This is a genomic window from Streptomyces coryli, assembly GCF_011044975.1.
In the GTDB taxonomy this organism is placed as follows: domain Bacteria; phylum Actinomycetota; class Actinomycetes; order Streptomycetales; family Streptomycetaceae; genus Streptomyces; species Streptomyces coryli.
Genome location: NZ_JAAKZV010000028.1, coordinates 34,671 through 51,683, shown reverse-complemented (window position 1 = coordinate 51,683; position 17,013 = coordinate 34,671). Strand labels below are relative to the sequence as shown.

General features: G+C 72.1%; 14 protein-coding genes and 1 pseudogene. 7 read left to right on the top strand and 8 right to left on the bottom strand.

Annotated elements, in window-relative coordinates:
* Window positions 1-19 precede the first annotated feature (19 nt).
* On the bottom strand, window positions 20-601 hold the full coding sequence (locus G5C51_RS42930) for a phosphoenolpyruvate hydrolase family protein (RefSeq protein WP_165235003.1): 582 nt from the start codon (window positions 599-601) through the stop codon (window positions 20-22).
* 61 nt (window positions 602-662) lie between these two features.
* Window positions 663-1,641 (bottom strand): annotated as a pseudogene (locus tag G5C51_RS42925) (Tm-1-like ATP-binding domain-containing protein); the annotation flags it as partial.
* A 270-nt stretch (window positions 1,642-1,911) separates the two neighbouring features.
* Here G5C51_RS42925 and G5C51_RS09725 point away from each other — a divergent pair.
* From G5C51_RS09725 to G5C51_RS09715, 3 genes are read left to right on the top strand one after another with little or no spacing between them, the layout of a single operon-like run.
* On the top strand, window positions 1,912-3,966 hold the full coding sequence (locus G5C51_RS09725; RefSeq protein WP_165235000.1) for a SpoIIE family protein phosphatase: 2,055 nt from the start codon (window positions 1,912-1,914) through the stop codon (window positions 3,964-3,966).
* Window positions 3,967-3,971: 5 nt separating this feature from the next.
* Window positions 3,972-4,406 (top strand): helix-turn-helix domain-containing protein, encoded by a 435-nt coding sequence (locus G5C51_RS09720; protein ID WP_165234997.1) that lies wholly within the window; start codon window positions 3,972-3,974, stop codon window positions 4,404-4,406.
* A gap of 33 nt (window positions 4,407-4,439) precedes the next feature.
* On the top strand, window positions 4,440-4,880 hold the full coding sequence (locus G5C51_RS09715) for a VOC family protein (RefSeq protein ID WP_165234994.1): 441 nt from the start codon (window positions 4,440-4,442) through the stop codon (window positions 4,878-4,880).
* On the opposite strand, the gene G5C51_RS09710 is transcribed toward G5C51_RS09715, so the two are convergent.
* Together G5C51_RS09710 and G5C51_RS09705 are read right to left on the bottom strand one after the other, a co-directional pair.
* A complete protein-coding gene (locus tag G5C51_RS09710) occupies window positions 4,877-6,733 on the bottom strand; it encodes a beta-L-arabinofuranosidase domain-containing protein (RefSeq protein ID WP_165234991.1) in 1,857 nt (618 codons plus the stop codon). The two genes, G5C51_RS09715 and G5C51_RS09710, sit on opposite strands and share 4 nt — an antisense overlap.
* A gap of 85 nt (window positions 6,734-6,818) precedes the next feature.
* Entirely contained in the window at window positions 6,819-7,838 is a 1,020-nt protein-coding gene (locus tag G5C51_RS09705; protein WP_165234988.1) for a LacI family DNA-binding transcriptional regulator, read from the bottom strand.
* Window positions 7,839-7,984: 146 nt separating this feature from the next.
* Here G5C51_RS09705 and G5C51_RS09700 point away from each other — a divergent pair, with 146 nt between their 5' ends.
* From G5C51_RS09700 to G5C51_RS09690, 3 genes are read left to right on the top strand one after another with little or no spacing between them, the layout of a single operon-like run.
* Entirely contained in the window at window positions 7,985-9,307 is a 1,323-nt protein-coding gene (locus G5C51_RS09700; protein ID WP_165234985.1) for an ABC transporter substrate-binding protein, read from the top strand.
* Entirely contained in the window at window positions 9,304-10,254 is a 951-nt protein-coding gene (locus G5C51_RS42920) for an ABC transporter permease subunit (protein ID WP_206313643.1), read from the top strand. Before G5C51_RS09700 ends, G5C51_RS42920 begins: the two co-directional genes overlap by 4 nt.
* A gap of 6 nt (window positions 10,255-10,260) precedes the next feature.
* Complete coding sequence (locus G5C51_RS09690; RefSeq protein ID WP_165234982.1) at window positions 10,261-11,121, top strand: carbohydrate ABC transporter permease; 861 nt, start codon at window positions 10,261-10,263, stop codon at window positions 11,119-11,121.
* Here the strand turns inward: G5C51_RS09690 and G5C51_RS09685 are convergent.
* From G5C51_RS09685 to G5C51_RS09675, 3 genes are read right to left on the bottom strand one after another with little or no spacing between them, the layout of a single operon-like run.
* Window positions 11,082-12,110, bottom strand: coding sequence for a hypothetical protein (locus G5C51_RS09685; protein WP_165234979.1), 1,029 nt, complete (start codon window positions 12,108-12,110; stop codon window positions 11,082-11,084). The two genes, G5C51_RS09690 and G5C51_RS09685, sit on opposite strands and share 40 nt — an antisense overlap.
* Window positions 12,107-12,679 (bottom strand): sigma-70 family RNA polymerase sigma factor, encoded by a 573-nt coding sequence (locus G5C51_RS09680; RefSeq protein WP_165234976.1) that lies wholly within the window; start codon window positions 12,677-12,679, stop codon window positions 12,107-12,109. Before G5C51_RS09680 ends, G5C51_RS09685 begins: the two co-directional genes overlap by 4 nt.
* Window positions 12,672-12,836 (bottom strand): hypothetical protein, encoded by a 165-nt coding sequence (locus G5C51_RS09675; protein ID WP_165234973.1) that lies wholly within the window; start codon window positions 12,834-12,836, stop codon window positions 12,672-12,674. The genes G5C51_RS09680 and G5C51_RS09675 overlap by 8 nt, the downstream gene beginning before the upstream one ends.
* Before the next feature lie 308 nt (window positions 12,837-13,144).
* Between G5C51_RS09675 and G5C51_RS09670 the strand changes: the two genes are divergently transcribed.
* Window positions 13,145-15,607: a galactose oxidase family protein gene (locus tag G5C51_RS09670; protein WP_338118073.1), complete on the top strand. Its 2,463-nt coding sequence runs from the start codon at window positions 13,145-13,147 to the stop codon at window positions 15,605-15,607.
* Here the strand turns inward: G5C51_RS09670 and G5C51_RS09665 are convergent.
* The gene (locus G5C51_RS09665; protein ID WP_165234970.1) at window positions 15,541-17,007 is read right to left on the bottom strand and encodes a methionine--tRNA ligase; all 1,467 of its coding nucleotides are present in this window, start codon (window positions 17,005-17,007) and stop codon (window positions 15,541-15,543) included. The genes G5C51_RS09670 and G5C51_RS09665 overlap by 67 nt on opposite strands.
* Window positions 17,008-17,013 lie beyond the last annotated feature (6 nt).

The following is a 17,013-nucleotide window of genomic DNA, read 5'->3' as shown; positions in this document are numbered from 1 at the left end:
ACCCCACCCGCTCCGCCCCTCAGTACGTCATCGACGTAAACCGCCGCGTCGCCACCGTCAGCGCCTCCTCCGTCGGCAGCCGTTCCATCGACGACGCGCCGTAGAAGCCGTGCACGCCCTCGGTGTTGCGCAGCACGTATTGCGCGTCCTCCGGCTGCGCCACCGGCCCGCCGTGTACCAGGACGAGCACGTCCGATCGCACCTCCCGCGCCGCCTGTGCGATCTTCTGCGTCAGCCGCACGCACTCGTCCAGCGACTTCGCCGTGTCCGCGCCGATCGAGCCGCCCGTCGTCAGGCCCATGTGGGCGACGACCACATCCGCGCCCGCCTCCGTCATCGCCGCCGCGTCCTCCGGCGAGAAGACGTACGGCGTGGTCAGCAGGTCGTGCCGGCGGGCCGCGCGGATCATGTCCACCTCCAGGGCGTAACCCATCCCCGTCTCCTCGAGGTTGGCGCGGAAGGTGCCGTCGATGAGGCCGACGGTGGGGAAGTTCTGCACGCCGGAGAAGCCGATCCTGGCCAGCTCCGGGAGGAAGACCTCGGGGTCGTAGAACGGGTCGGTGCCGTTCACCCCGGCCAGCACCGGGGTGTCGCGGACCACCGGGAGCGTGGAAGGCCGCCCCCTCGACCGAGAGCATCGAGACGCCGCGCAGCGGCAGGAACAGCGCGCACGGGCCGGTCGCCGCCGACAGCCGCCGCGCCAGTCGGCGGCCGAGCTCGGCGCACTCGTCGGGCGTCGTGCGCATCAGGGTGACGCTCGGGTTGTGCACGTACAGCAGCCGGTCGGCGAAGTCGGGCGGGACGGTGTCCTGCGGGCCGAAGTTGACCATGTCCAGGGCGCCCACCGCCCGCCGCCGTCAGCCGCCCGGGGCCGGCCGAGAAGACGCCGCCGACCAGCTCATCCGCCAGCTCGGTGGTGGTCATGTCCAGCACACCGGCGAGCAGGCCGTGGTCGGCGAGGGACTCCAGGGTGCGGCCGCCGGTGCCGGTCATGTGGAAGACCAGCACCTCGTACGCCTGCTCCAGCCACTCGCGGGCCGCCTGCACGCCGGGCGTCGTCACGCCGAACATGCTCGCCGCGACCAGCGGCTTCGCGTCGTCCAGGGCCACCGGGTCGCGCGTCGCCATCCCGGCCACGGCGGCCGCGGCGTTGGCGATGACCTGCGCCGATATCCGGTTCACCCCGGCGACGTCGACGACGCTCGGCATCAGGACGAGGTCGGATTCGGCGACATACGCCCCGGTGTCGCCGGACGCCGCGGTCGAGACGATCACCTTCGGCACGCCGAGCGGCAGTTCGCGGAAGGCCCGGGCCGCGATCGACGTACCCCCGGTGCCGCCGAGGGCCAGCGCGCCCGCCACCCGGCCGTCCCGGTGCAGCCGCGCGACGACCGCCGCCGCGCCCTCGGCCATGGCGGTCACAGCCGCGCCGCGATCACCGCGCCCGGCCAGCTCCTCCAGGTCCGCCCCGGCAGCCGCGGCCACCTCCTCCCGCGACACGTCCGCCGGGATTCCGGCGCTGCCCAGCACCCCGGTGTCGACCACCACCACGTCCACACCCGCCGCCCGCAACCGCTCCCGCGCGAAGGCGTACTCGGCGCCCTTCGTATCCAGCGTCCCGAGCAGAACCACCTCAGGCATACGACTCTCTCCTCCGGGCCGATGTTCCGGGCATTGTGGTACGTGTTCGCCGGTATGGACACCGTGTCGCCGGTGATCACCGTGAGGACCTCGCCGCCGCCGGCTGCTCGACCCGCCGGGCGGCGCCTCGCTGTGGGTGGGTATCCCCCGGCCGGCGCAGGCCTGGGACGACTACCTGCGGGGCGGCAGCCGGGAGCTGCCCGGCGGCGCGGTGCTGACCCAGCGCGGCGGCCCCGTCGACAAATGCCTTATACGTCATAAACTGGCCCAATGCACACCTCGGCGGCCCTCACGGCCCTCGCCACCGGAGTGTGGCGCTGGGACGCGGCCACGGACGTGGTGTCGGTGGACGCGGAGGCCGCGCGCCTGCTCGGGCTGCCGCCGCGCCCTGCGGAGGTCGCTCGTGAGGACGTCCGGTCCCGTCTGGACGCCCTCGACTGGGCGCAGCTCGCCGGCGTCGCGGAGCTCGCCCACGGCGGCGGGTCCCTGGCCGAGTCGCGCGTGCGGCTGCCGGCGCCCGACGGCTCCGTGCTGCGCACGCTGCGGGTGCGGCTGTCCATCTCCGGGCCGCGCCCGGTCCGGGTCGCCGTCGGCACCGTCCAGGAGGTGCTCAGCTCCGCTCCGCGGGCCGGCGACCCGCCGGGGCTCGCGCGCGAGGCGTTCCTGCTCGACGCGGGCAGCGCGCTGGCCGAGGCCACGTCCACCGACCAGGTGCTACGGGTCGCGGGCTCCCTCGCGATGCCCGGGTTCGCGCCGGGGCGGCTGGCGGTCTTCCGGCCCGAGGGCGGCCGGCTGACGCTGGTCGGCGCGCACGGCGAGGACGCGGCCGCCGCGCCCGTGGACGTACCCCTGGACGCGGAGACGCCGGCGACCGCGGTGCTGGCCTCCGGCCGCGCCATCTATCTGCCGGGGCCCGACAGCTACCGCGCCCGTTTCCCGGAGGCGTGGGCGGCGGCCGACCGCCACACCATGCAGTCCTGGGCGTACCTCCCGCTCTTCGACGGCGACGACGTGGCCGGGGTCTGGGAGGCCGCCTTCCCGGGCCCCGCCCCGTTCACCGCCGACCAGCGCTCCGTGCTCACCACCGTCGCCAGGATGCTGGCCCGCGCACTGGTCAGGACGCAGGTGCGGGACTCCGAGCGGGAACTGGCCGGCGGCCTGCAGCGCTCCATGGCACCGCCGTCCCTGCCGGACATCCCCGGCCTCTCCGTCGCCGCCCGCTACGCCCCCGGCGACGGCGGGCTGAGCATCGGCGGCGACTGGTACGACGTCATTCCGCTGCCCTCGGGGCGCTTCGCGCTGGTCATCGGCGACGTAGAGGGGCATGACGTACGGGCCGCGGAGCTGATGAGCCAGCTGCGCGTGGCGATCCGCGCGTACGCCGTCGAGGGGCACGCCCCCGACGCCGTCCTCAGCCGCGCCAACCGCTACCTCACCGGACTCAACGAGCGCCCGGACGCCGCGGGGCCGGACCCCCGCTACGCCACCTGCTTCTACCTCGAGGCCGACCCGGGCACCGGTTCCCTGCGCATGGCCCGCGCGGGCCACCTCGACCCGGCGATGGTGCTGGCCGACGGCACCATGCTGATCCACCCCACCCAGGGCGGCATCCCGCTCGGCATCGAACCGCTCGACGACTATCCGGTCAGCCGCCACATCCTCGCCCCCGGCGAAACGATGCTGCTGTGCACCGACGGCCTGGTGGAGAACGGCGGCCACGACCTCTACACCGGCCAGGCCCGGCTCCAGGCCGCCTTCCACGCCACCGCCGGCGCGGGCGTCGAGGCGGTTGCGGACGTGGTGCTCGCCTCGGCCACCGGCCCGGACGCGTACAAGAACCCGGGCCCGCACTCCGCCCGCCGCGAAGACGACATCGCCTTCCTGCTGCTCCGGACCTCTACCCCCGCCGGCGCGCCGCCCGCCGGGGCCGGCCGCCACACCCACATGGTCGTCCCCCAGACCGAACAGCAGCGCATCTCCGACGCCCGCGCCCAGCTCCGCGGCATGCTCCACGACTGGGCCGACCCGGATCAGGTCGACGCCGCGGAGCTGGCTCTTTCCGAGATGATCGCGAACGTCATGATGCACACCGACAGCCCCGCCACCGTCTCCATCACGGTGATGGGCACCCCCGGCACCCGCACCCTGAGCCTCCGCATCTCCGACACCGACGCCACCCTCCCCCACCTCAAACACCCCGGCGAACTCTCCGCCTCGGGCCGCGGCATGCTGCTCCTGGACTCCCTCGCCGACGACTGGGGGGTGCAGCCGCAGGGGGACGGGAAGATGACGTGGGGGGAGTTCTACGAGCGGGGCGCACAATAGGTCCCGTGGCTCATGTCCCGATCGCCCGGCATCTGCTCCGCGCCAGAGATCTCGCGGACGCCCGCTATGCCGACCCGCTCTCCGTGGCGGACCTGGCCGCGGCCGCCGGGCTGTCCCCGGCGCACTTCAGCCGCCGCTTCAAGGCCGCGTTCGGGGAGTCGCCGCACCAGTACCTGCTGACCCGCCGCCTGGAGCGGGCCGCCGCCCTGCTGCGCGCCACCGACTGGACGGTCGCCGCGGTCGGGGTCGCGGTCGGGGTGCGGAGCATCGGCTCGTTCACGACGAGCTTCCGCCGGATGTACGGGGTGACCCCGCAGGCGTACCGCGCGGCGCACCCGCCCGCCGCGCGGCACGTGCGCATCCCCCGCTGTGTGGCGATGGCCTACGGCCGCCCGCAGAACCGCACGTTTCGAGAAGACACCAGGCCAGAGGCTGCCTAGCGTCGGATGCAGGCAACCGATTCAGGAGCGGCCATGACGACTATCAAGATCGCTAACGCGCAGTTCTGGGTGCACGACCAGGACGCGGCGCTCGACTTCTATACCAAGAAGCTCGGCTGGGAAGTGCGGGCGGACGTGGTGATGGCGGAGTGGAGCTTCCGCTGGCTGTGCGTCGGGCCGCCCGGCGGGGAAGGGCCGGCGCTGGTGCTCATGCCCGTACCGGGGCAGCCGATGCTGGACGCGGCGAGCAGCGCCCAGCTGTCGGACCTGGTGGCCAAGGGCGCGGGCGGCACCCTGTTCCTGGAGACGGACGACTGCAAGGCCGCGTACGACGAACTGTCCGCCCGTGGCGTCGAGTTCAATGACCCGCCGACGCCGCAGCCGTACGGGATCGACACCTCCTTCCGGGACCCCTCGGGCAACAACGTCCGGCTCACTCAGGTGCTGGAGTTCGACCCGGACCGGAACGGCTAGCGCACCTCCCGGCCGTCCGCCTCCACCGAGATCACCGTCGGCAGTTCGGCCACGCGCAGCCGGGCACTGCCGTACGGCACCAGCGGGCAGTCGACCACCGGCGACCCGGTGACCACCGGGCTGTCCGGCGGCTCCGGGGCCGAGCCGTGCAGCGCCTGCCACTCCATAAGGCGGGCGCCGCGGCCGCGGATCCGGACCGGCGGGCGGTCCGGGGAGAAGGGGACGTCCGGGACCGGGGTGCGTTCGACCGGCCACTGTTCCAGGCCGCCGCGGCCGCGGGTGTGCAGGGCGTAGTTCCAGGAGGAGCGCGGCAGCACCTCCCATTCGCCGAGGCCGCGCGGGCGGGGCAGCGGGCGCCAGGACTCGGCGATCGGCGCCACCATGACCAGGGGGCCGAGGCGTACGCCGACGGCGCCGCGCTCGCGCTTCACCCGGCGGATCGCCATCGGCAGCCGCAGCTCGAAGACGTCGCCGGTGGACCAGGTGCGGTCGAGGACCACGTAGCCGTCCGGGCCCGGAGTGGCCGCGGCCGCCTCGCCGTTGACGCGCAGCTCCGGCGCCGCGCACCAGCCCGGGATCCGCAGCCGCAGCGCGAAGTCCGCGGGGGCGGAGAGCGTCAGGGACAGCCGGATCGTCTCGTCGAAGGGGTAGTCCGTCTCCTCCTCGATCGTCACCTCGGAGCCGGCGACGCGGGTGTGCAGCGTGCTCGGCGCGTACGCGAAGACGGCCAGGCCGTCCGGCGCGCGCATCCACAGCGAGGCGGCGAACTTCGGCCAGCCCTGGTGCAGGTTGGCCATGCAGCAGCCGTAGTGCGGCTCGAGGCCGAAGATGTTGGCGTCGTCGGAGCTGTGCGTCCAGCGGCGCGCGTCGACGGTGGCGGCGATCTGGGTGGCCTGCTGGTGGTACTGGTGGGACGTCAGGTGCGGATCGCAGGCGGCGGCCAGCTGGTTGAAGGCCACCAGCTCGCCGAGGTCGCCGAGTTCGCCCGCGCCGAAGGCGAGCGCGGACTGCTCGAGGGTGTAGAGATACTCGACCACCTGGCAGGTCTCGATGCCCTGATACGCCTCCCGCCCGGCCAGCCACTCGTCGCCGGAGAACATGCCGTGCACCTGGCCGTGCCAGCGGTCCAGGGAGGCGAGACAGGCGCGCAGGTCGTCCAGGTGGCGGCGGTCGCCGTCCAGCAGGGCCCGTACCGCCGGGACCTTGAGCCCCATGGCGACATTCGGGCCGTGGGTGAGGTGGTCGAAGACCGTGGCGCGGCCGGTGATCAGGTCGTCGGTGAGGTAGCGGGTCCAGTCGGCGTTCTGCTCCATGAGCAGCTCGCTCAGCCGCAGCCATCGCGGGTCGCCGTCCCTGCGGTGCAGCCAGAGCGCGGCGAGGACGTTCTCGGTGGCGCGGACCGCGCCCCACTCGGTGAGCGGGCGGCGCGGGAGGTGCTCCAGCTGGTACGCGAAGTAGCGGGCCAGGAACGGCGGGACGCGGTCGTCGCCGGTCGCGTCGGCGTGCTGGATCAGCACCTTCAGGGCCACCATCCGCGGCCACCAGTCATCATTGGTGGCCGGCCCGAACTGGCCGTCCTCCCGCTGGCTGCCGAGCATCCACTCGATCCACGCCTTGGCCTTGCGCAGCAGGCTCTCGTCGCCCAGGAGATGAGCGAGGGGCACCAGACCGTCGAGGTAGTACGGGCCGCGCTCCCAGTCCTCGCCGGGTCCGCCGAGCCAGCCGGAGTCGGGGCCGAGGTCCGGCCAGATCTCCTCGGCCTGGCCGGTGAGGCCGGCGGCCTGGAGTTCCAGCTGGCGGCGCAGCCAGCCCTCGGGGCGTATCTCGCCGAGGCGGACGGGTTCGTAGCGCATGCCCATGTGTGGTGCGGGTCCTCTCCGTGCGGGGTCCGAGCGGGGTCGGTGCAGGGGTTGGTGCTGGGGTCGGTGCTGGGTCCGGTCAGTCGCCGGCGATGGTCGAGCCGCGGGCCACCAGCCGCGGCGGGAGGTATTCGATGCCGCGCGGGCCGGTATCGGCCTCCTGGATCTCGGCCAGCAGCCGCTCCGCCGCGCGCCGCCCGAGCGCTTCCAGCTCCATGTCCACGGTGGTGAGCGGAGGACGGCTGGCGGACCACATCACGTGCCAGTTGTCGTAACCCGTCACGGCGATGTCGTCCGGGACGCGCAGGCCGCGCTCGCGCAGCCGGTCAGCCGCGGCGCGGGCGAGCTGGTCGGAGGCGCAGACGATCGCGGTCACCGGCGGCTCGGCCGCGTCGCGCAGCACGAGGTCGACCGCGCGCCGGCCCCACGGCTCGCTCCACTCGCCGAACAGCGGCTCCCCGACCAACTCCATCCCGGCCTCGGCCAGCGCCTCTTGGAGGGCGGCGAGCCGCACCCGGGAGGTGTTCTGGTCGGCGCGGCCCGCGATGTGCGCCACCCGCCGGTGGCCGAGGGTGCGCAGGTGGTCGACGACGAGACGCATGCCCGCGGCGTCGTCCGGCAGCACCGAGATGTCGTCCGGGTCGGCGGAGGGCGCGAGGGCGTAGACCACCGGGACCGGGACCTCGATCGGCTCGCGCGGGTCGGTGGTCTTGCCGGTGACGATGATGCCGTCCACGCGCCGGGCGATGAGCGTACGCAGATGGTGCTGCTCGCGGACCGCGTCGTGCCGGGCGGTGGCCACCAGGGTGGAGATCTCCCCCACCGCGAAGGCGTTCTCCGCACCCTGCATCACCGGCATGCTGAACCGGCCGATGTCGTCCGTGCTCAGCAGACCGACGATGAACGTGCGCCGCATCGACAGCGCCCGGGCGCCGGCGTCGGAGACGAAGCCGAGCCGGTCGGCGGCCTCACGGACCCGCTCGCGGGTGGCCGCCTTCAGCGAACCCGAGTCGTTGAGGGCCTTGGAGACGGTGCTCGGCGAGACGCCGGCGGCGCGGGCGACATCGACGATGCGCACGAGCCGGCCATCCTGCTTCATGCTTCCTCCGATTTTCCGGTCGTTCCCATCGGACACCAAGGGGATCAACTAGTCAACGCTTTCAGACGGGTTGACGGCCGGTGTGCACGCTCTTACGGTTTCGGAAATCGGTTTCCTGATTTTCCTTCCGGCAGGAGTTGGACACGATGGAGCTCACCCGGAGCCGGTTCCTGGCGCTGCTCGGTGGTGGCGCGGCCGGTCTGGCCGGCGCGGCGCTGGCGGGGTGCGCCAAGGCGCCGCCGCCCCTGGACACCGCCGCGGCCGACTTCCGCGAACGGGCCCACGGCACCGTCGATGTGTGGTGCCGCGGCGGCCTCGTCGGCACCTCGGAGCCGACCGTCGCGGCCTTCCACGCCGCCCAGGACCGCGTCCGCATCCGCCTCACGCCGGTGCCCGACGGCATGTTCGTCACCAAGCTCGCCACCGCCATCCGCGGCGGCCGGATGCCCGACCTCGTCGACATCGATGTCATCAACTCGGCGGCCTTCGTGCACCGCGGCGCCTTCGCCGATCTGACGCCGCTGCTGGAGGAGTTGCCGTACCGCGACCGGCTGAGCCCGGGGCACCTCGCGCTCGCCAAGCGCGACGGCCGCTACTACGGCGTCCCGTCCATCGCCGACAACTCCGCGCTGTGGTGCAATCAGGCCCTCCTCGACCGCGCCAAGGTGAGCGTCGACGACGCGACCGGCTCCTTCGAGGGCTATCTGGAGGCGGCCCGGGCGGTGCGCGGCCTCGGCAAGGACTTCTACGGCTGGTATCTGCCGGGCAATGGCTCCGGCGGCCTCGCCTTCACCGTCCAGCCGCACATCTGGGCCGGCGGCGAGGACCTGGTCACCGGCGGCATCGGCAGCCAGCGCGCGCACATCGCCGGCAATGAACCGCTGCGCCGCACCCTGAAGTTCCTGCACACGCTGTGGCGGGAGCGGCTGATGCCGCGCGACTGCTTCTCCGACGACGGTGCCCGCTGGACCGCCGCCTTCTACGCCGGGAAGGTCGCGATGCTGCCCAGCGGCTACAACATCACGTTCCCCAAGGCCCCGAAGGCGCTGCGCGACGACCTCGCGGTGCGGCTGCTCAGCGGCCCGGACGGCGGCCACGCCTTCTTCGCGGGAGGCAATAACTTCGGCATCCCGAACGGCGCCAGGAACCCGGAAGGCGCCTGGGACTTCGTCCGCTTCTGCCTCACCGTGCGCCGGCAGGGCACGCTGCCCGCCGCCGGCATGGCCCCGGTCCGCTCCGACGCCGCGACCCCGGCCTTCCGCAAGAAGTACCCGCTCGCGGTGGCCCCGCTGACCGCCATCGACTCGGGGCGCGCCCCGCTCGCCCTCGCGTACAACCGCATCTTCAACCAGAACGACGGCCCCTGGCTCGCCATGCTCCGCCGCGCCACCTTCGGCGGCGAGGTGGAGCAGGCGATGCGCGAGGCCCAGCAGCGCTTCGACGAGGTTCTACGACAGGGGGACGCGTGAGTACGACCCTCAAGACCGCCGCGCCCCGGCGGCACACCCGCCCCCTGCGCGCCCGCCCGGCGCCGCGCCGCCGCGCCGGCTCACTCACCCACCCGGCCCGCACCGGCTTCCTGCTCGTCGCGCCCGCCGTGCTGTTCGTGCTGGCCTTCGTCTTCACCCCGCTGGTGGTGGCCGGCTACATCTCGCTGACCGACTTCCCGCTGATCGGCCCGTACCACTTCACCGGCCTCAAGAACTACGAACTCGCCCTCTCCGACCCGGTCTTCCTGCCATCCATCGGCTACACCCTGCTCTACACGGCGATCGTCACGGGCCCGATCCTGGTGCTCGGCTACACCCTCGCCGTCCTGGTGCGCGCCAACCGCCGGGGCTCGACGCTGCTGCGCACCATCTTCTTCCTGCCGTTCATCATCGGCCTGACCACCATCAGCTTCACGACGCTGCTGGAAGCCCAGCCCAACAGCGGCGCGATCAACGCGCTGCTCAAGGCGCTCGGCATCACGGACGGCTCCACGGCCTGGCTGGTCGACGGACCGCTCGCGACAGGCCTGATCATCGTCATGGTGCTCTGGGGCACCTCGGGCCTGACGATGGTGCTGCTGATGTCGGCCATGCAGGGCATCCCCAGGGAGGTCTACGAGTCCGCGGAGCTGGACGGCGCCGGCTGGTGGCGCACCGAGCGGTACATCACGCTGCCGATGGTGCGGCGGACGCTCGGGCTGTGCGCGGTGATCTCGGTGATCGGCTCGCTGCTGGCGTTCAACCAGTTCTACATCCTCACCCAGGGCGGTCCCGGCTCCGAGACCACCACCGTGGTGATGTCCGTCTACCGCCGGGCCTTCGTGGACCTGCAGCTGGGCGCCTCCACCGCGATGTCGCTCATCCTCGTACTGATCATCGCCGTCATCGCCGCCGTGCAGTTCTGGCTGCTCCGCGAGAAGGACTGAGGTGCCATGGCCACCATCGCGACCCCGCGCCGCACCGACACCCGCCTGAAGCTGATCCTCTACGTGCTCGGCGGGGGCGGCGCCGCGCTGGTCTTCCTCGTGCCGCTCGGCTTCGCCCTGATCCGCTCGGCGCAGCCGAACGACGTCGTCATGGGCGCACCGAGCCTGTCGACCTTCTTCGAGTGGACGCTGGACAACTTCGACCGCCTGCTGACCCAGGGCGACATGGCCCGCCCGGTGCTCAACTCCCTGACCGTGTCGCTGTCGACCGCGGTGCTGACAGCCGTCCTCTCCACCCTGGCCGGCTACGGCTTCGCGCGCTTCGCCTTCCGCGGCCGTGCCGGGCTGCTGAGCGTGGTGGTGCTGACGATGATGGTGCCGTTCCAGGCCATCCTCACCCCGCTCTACCTGGAGCTGAACACGATCGGCCTGACCGACTCGCTGTTCGGCCTGGTGCTGTTCTCCACCACCGTCAACCTCCCCTTCGGCGTCATCGTGATGCGCAATTCCTTCGCCTCCATCCCCGCGGAGCTGGAGGACTCCGCGCATGTGGACGGCACGGGCACCGCACGGCTGCTGCTGTCCGTGCTGCGCCCGCTGATCACCCCGGGCGCGGCGACTGTGGCGCTGTACGCCTTCCTCGCGTCCTGGACGGACTTCCTCGGCGCGCTGACCTTCCTCACCGACCCGGACCTCTTCACCCTTCCGGTGGCCCTGTCCAACCTGCAGCAGGGCTCGTACGGACAGGTGGACTTCGGCCTGCTGGCGGCGGGCGCGGTGGTCGCGATGATCCCGTGCGTGGTGCTGTATGTGGCGCTGCAGCGGTTCTACGTGGCTGGGCTCGTATCGGGGGCGGTGAAGGGCTGACCGGGAAGCACGACGTACACACCGCTCCCCGAAGGCGACTCCTCCGACCGGGACTTGAGAGCACGGACATCCACCGTCGCGGGCCAGCGGGTCCCGTGCTCCGTCCAGCGGACCCCGATCAGATCCACCCCCGTCAGGTCGGCGTCGGTGAGGTCGGCGTCGGTGAAGTCGTTGAGGAACTCCTCGACGGCCGTCTCGCCGAAGAGCGGAGGGTCCTCCCCCAAAGTGATGCCCGTAGTTCCCTGGACCCGTTTGCGGCACTCATCGGCCAGGGTGCGGGCGCGCGCCCGCGCACGGTCCAGGCCCAGCGCCAGGTCGCGGATGCGATCGCGGGCCAGGGCGCCGGAGAAGCGGTGGACGAGGTCGGCGATGGTGGTGAGTTCGCGGGTGAAGGCGTCGAGGCAGGCTCGGGCCTTCGCGAGGTCGGCGTCCAGGACGCCGAGGTCGAGGGAGCAGACGCCGACGAGGTTGTCGAGGAGCTTGATGTCGGCGAGCAGGTCGTCGTTGAGGCGGCGGGCGAGGTTCCGGTCCTGGCCGAGGGCGTAGGTGCGGTCCGCCGGGCGGTCGAGGCCGTGGTCGAGGGAGAGGGCGCGGTCGAGCGCGAGCGCGCGGTCGCGGCCGCGCTCCAGGGCGGCGGCGGCGTTGAGGGCGTAGACGAGCACCCGGTATTCGCCGGCGACCGCGGGGTCGCCGCGCAGCGTCATCCGTTCCGGCGGGCTGACCAGCGACAGGTGGGCGAGCCAGCGGTGCGCGGCGTGCGCTGGCAGCGGGGGCATGGCGCCCGGCACGATGGCCCGCAGCCCCGACTCGACGTCGAGCACCCGCTCCAAGTCCTCGGCCAGCGCGTCGTAACGGGCCTGGATCAGCACCTCGCGCAGTCCGGCCTCGATGTCCAGCCGCGCGGCGAGCGTCGCCGCCAGCGCAGACTGATGGCCGGCGAGCAGCCGGCCGGCGGCTTCCCTGGCTTCGTTGACGTAGCCGTCCGTCACCGTTCCTCCTTTCCGTCCGCCACTTCTCGGGCGGTCACTCCTCGGTCCTGCGTTGTGGGCCGCAGCTCCGCGCTCACCGCGCGGCGGGCCTTGCGCAGGCTCGCGCTGACGGCGTTGGGGGTGATCCCGAGCTCCCCGGCGATCTCGCCGGGGGTGAATCCGCTCAGGGTCCAGGCGACGACCTGGCGCTGCCGCGGCGGCAGCCGGCGCAGCACGGTCAGGGCGTGGTCCCGTAGCTCCCACTCCACGACGTCGCCCACGCCCGGCAGCAGCGACGTCGGCTCCGGCAGCTCGCCGACGGGCCGCTCCCGGGTGCTGCTGAACTCCCGGATCAGCGCCCGGGAGGCGACGGTGTGCACCCAGGCTCGCGGGCTGTCGATGCCGGACCAGCGCTGATACGCCTTGATCATGGTCTCCTGCGCGATGTCGGCGGCCAGGTGCAGCGAGGCGCCCTGGTTGATGAGGAAGGCGACGAGGTGGTTCGTCGTCTCCCGGTAGAACGCCTCGAATCCGACGGTTTCCGTACGGCTCGACGCGTCGCCCAATTGCGGTGCGGTGCTGTCACTCACGATGCCCCGCCTCCCTGCGCGGTGTCCGCGCGCTGGGACACGCATGGCGTTCGTGGCGGGCGTATTTGCGCTGGTGCAGCCAGTCGGACAGCAGGGTCAGGCTCTGGTTGGCCAGCACCGCCGCGATGGCGGCGGCCATGGCGCTGAGTGTCTGCATGGGCTCCCTCTTCTCGATCTCTTCTCGATGGTCAAGTCCCGGTAAAGGGAGGCTTGTTGAGAAGGGGAGCCGACAGGACGTCGGTACGTGAACCCGGCGGCGACGATCGATCGACGGCGTGGGCCATTTCCGGCCACCACTCCCGTCGAGTCTCCCTAATCACACCCTTATCCCGCTATGGTGCTCATCTCCGCGTGGGGACGCGGTGAATGGCCCGGGGGGGCGATGCGGTGATGCGTGCTGCGCATGAACTGATCAGGCTGAACAGACTCAGATCCCGCGGGCTCATATTGCTCCTGCTCGGGGCCGTGGCGGCCGCGCTGCTGCCGCTCATCTCGAGCATGGACGCCACCGCGAGATCCGCGGATCCGCCGCCGGCCCCGAAGCCGGACAAGCCGCTGACGTCGCCGCACCACCCCGTGATCCCGGCCGACGCGAAGGAGCCCACCGCGCCGCAGCTGCCGCGCGACGGCTGGACCGCCGCGGCCAGCGACGAGGAGACATCCGGCGAGAACGGGCGGGCGGCCAATGTCCTCGACGGCAGCGCCGCCACCATCTGGCACAGCAAGTGGTCCGGCACTCCGGCGCCGTTGCCGCACACCATCACCATCGACATGCACCGCACCGCGGTCGTCTCCGCCCTCGTCTACCAGCCGCGGACCGGCAGCGCCAACGGCCGGATCGGCGGCTACGCCGTCCACCTCAGCACCGACGGCCAGACCTGGGGCTCGGCCGTCGCGTCCGGGACGCTCGCGGACGACGCCACCACCAAGACGCTGAGCTTCGCCGCGAAGGGCGCCCGCTATGTGCGGCTGACCGCGAACACCGAGGCCGGCAACCGCGGCCCGTGGTCCTCCGCCGCCGAGCTGAACCTGCTGGGCGACCCGGGCATGCCCGCCTCCGTGGTGGACCTGCCCCGCACCGGATGGACGGCCACGGCCAGCGACGAGGAGACCACCGCCCAGAACAACCGCGCCGCGCTGGCCCTCGACGGCGACGACGACACGATGTGGCACAGCAAGTGGTCGGGGACCCCGGCGCCGCTCCCGCACCACATCACCATCGACATGAAGAGCAGTCGTACGGTGTCGGCGCTGACCTATCAGCCGCGCAAGTCCGGGGCCAACGGCCGGATCGGCGCGTACACGGTCACCACCAGCACGGACGGCACCACCTTCGGTGCGCCGGTGGCCCGCGGCACCTGGAAGGACGACGACACCGTCAAGGGCGCGACCTTCACCGCCCCGGTGACCGCCCGCTATGTGCGGCTGACGGCCACCACCGAAGCGGGCGGCCGCGGACCCTGGTCGTCCGCCGCCGAGCTGCGGCTGAGCGGCCCGGCCGCCCCGGCCACCCACGGCGCCTGGAGCAAGCTGACCGGATTCCCGCTGGTGCCGGTGGCGACCGCGGTGCTGCCCAACAACAAGCTGCTCGCCTGGTCCGCGTATGCCGTCGACCGCTTCGGCGGCAGCAACGGCTACACCCAGACCGCGATCATGGACCTCAAGACCGGCGCGGTCACCCAGCGGCGCGTCGACAACACCGGGCACGACATGTTCTGCCCCGGCACCGCGGTCCTCGCCGACGGCCGGGTGTTGGTCACCGGCGGCAGCAACTCCGAACGCGCCAGCATCTACAACCCGGCGACGGACGAGTGGACGTCGACGACGGACATGAACATCCCGCGCGGCTACCAGGCGATGACCCTGCTCTCGAACGGCGACGCCTTCGTCCTCGGCGGCTCCTGGAGCGGCGGCAACGGCGGCAAGGACGGCGAGGTCTGGTCACCGGCCACCGGCACCTGGCGCAAGCTGTCCGGCGTGCCGGTGACCAGCACCATGACCGCCGACCCGGCCGGCCCGTATCGCGCGGACAACCACCAGTGGCTCTACGCCACTTCAGGTGGCCGCGTGCTGCACCTGGGCCCGAGCAAGCAGCTCAACTGGATCTCCACCGCCGGCAACGGCAGCATCACCGCCGCCGGCACCCGCGCCGACAGCCCGGACGCGATGAACGGCAACGCGGTCTCGTACGACATCGGCAAGCTGCTCACCCTCGGCGGCGCCACCGCCTATCAGGACGCGCCCGCGACGAAGCGCGCCTATACGGTGAACGCCACCGGCAGCGGCAACCCGGTCAGCACCCGCACCGGCGACATGGCGGGCGCCCGCTCGTTCGGCAACAGCGTGGTCATGCCGGACGGCAAGGTCGCGGTCTTCGGCGGTCAGTCGTGGCCGGTCCCGTTCTCCGACGCCACCTCCACGATGACGCCGGAGATCTGGAATCCGGCCACCGGCACCTTCACCCGGATGGCGACGATGGCCGTGCCGCGCAATTACCACAGCGTCGCCAACCTGCTGCCCGACGGCCGGATCTTCTCGGGCGGCGGCGGGCTGTGCGGCGACTGCGCTACGAACCACGCGGACGGCGCGATCTTCACGCCGCCGTATCTCCTCAACGCCGACGGCTCGATGAAGCCCCGCCCCGCCCTCACCGGCACCGTCCCGTCCAAGGTGGCCCACGGCACCAAGCTGCAGGTCACGACGGACTCGGCAGTGTCGTCCTTCGTCCTGGTCCGCAACAGCGCCTCGACCCACTCCACCGACAACGACCAGCGCCGGGTGCCACTGCAGTCCACGCAAACCGGCACCGGATCGTACGACCTGCAGATCCCGGCCGACGCCGGGGTGGCCCTGCCGGGCAGCTACATGCTGTTCGCCCTGAACTCCCAGGGGGTCCCCAGCGTCGCCAAACTGCTGACCGTCGGCTGACGGCCGACCTTCGAGAAGAGTACGGGCGGGACGCTGAACTCGGTGCCCGGGGGCAACGAGTTCAGCGCGCGGGCTTCCACGGCGGTCGGCCAGCCGGACGTACGGCCACTGCCGAACACGGCCGCCAGGCTCCGGGCCGTCGCCGGCACCACCGGCTCGCACACCCGCCCGTACAGCTCGATCAGCATCATCGCGGTCCGCAGCGTGACCGCTGCCGCCTCCGGATCGGTACGGATCTCGCGCCACGGCGCCTTCTGATCGACATACGCGTTCCCGGCGCTCCACAGCGCCCGCAGCGCCGCCGTCGCCTTGCGGAACCGCAGCGCCTCCAAGTGCTCCTCGTACTCGGCGAGCCCCGCCGCGATCTCGGCTCCCAGGCGCTCCTCCGCGGCACCGGGTGCGCCACCGCCGGGCACGGCGTCGCCGAAGGACTTCCGCGAGAAGGACAGCACCCGGTGGACGAAGTTGCCGAGCGTGTCGGCCAGGTCCTTGTTGACTGTGGCGGCGAAATGCTCCCAGGTGAAGGAGGAGTCGTCCGACTCGGGGACGGTGGCCATCAGGTAGTAGCGCCAGTAGTCGGCGGGCAGCACCTCGAGCGCCGTATCGGCGGAGACGCGGCACTTCAGTCCGCCGAAGGCCTTGAGGAAGTCGACGGTTTTCCACGGCTCGCCGGTGCCTAGCTGGATGGCGGGGAACATCACCGCGTGGGTAGGCAGGTTGTCCTTGCCCATGAACTGCGTGTAACGCACGTCCTCCGCGTCGTACCACCACGACTCCCAGTCGCGGTCCGCCGGCGCCCGCTCCGCCCACTCCTTCGTGGCGCCGATGTACTCGATCGGGGCGTCGAACGCCCCATGGAAGACCTTCCCGTCCGCCGCCAGCTCCGGCCAGATGTCGGCCGGTACGGGCACGCCCCAGTCGAGATCGAGGGTGATGGCTCGGTCCGGTAAGCCTTCGACGAGCCACGTGTGCGCGAACTCCTCGATCTCGTGCTGGAGTTTCGACTGCAGCAGGAAGAGGTGTGCGGTCTCGTCGACGGCGCGCTGCTCGATGAAGCCCTGGTCATGGAGGCAGCGGGCGAAGTGCTGGGTGATTTCGGTGTTCTGGGTGGAGGAGCTGCGGCCGAAGTGGTCGAAGGAGAGGTCGAAGCCCGCGTAGATCGCCTTCTGGGCGTCGTGCTGGCGGGCGCAATATGTGTCGACGGGCAGGCCCGCCGCCTTGGCGGCCAGCTCCGCCGGGGTGCCGTGCTCGTCCGTGGCGCACAGGAAGAGCACCTCCTCCCCGCGCAGCCGCAGATAGCGGGCGTAGACGTCCGCCGGGAGCATGGACCCGACCAGGTTGCCCAGGTGCTTGGTGCCGTTGATGTACGGCAGGGCGCTGGTGATGAGGTGCCGGGTCATGGCCGG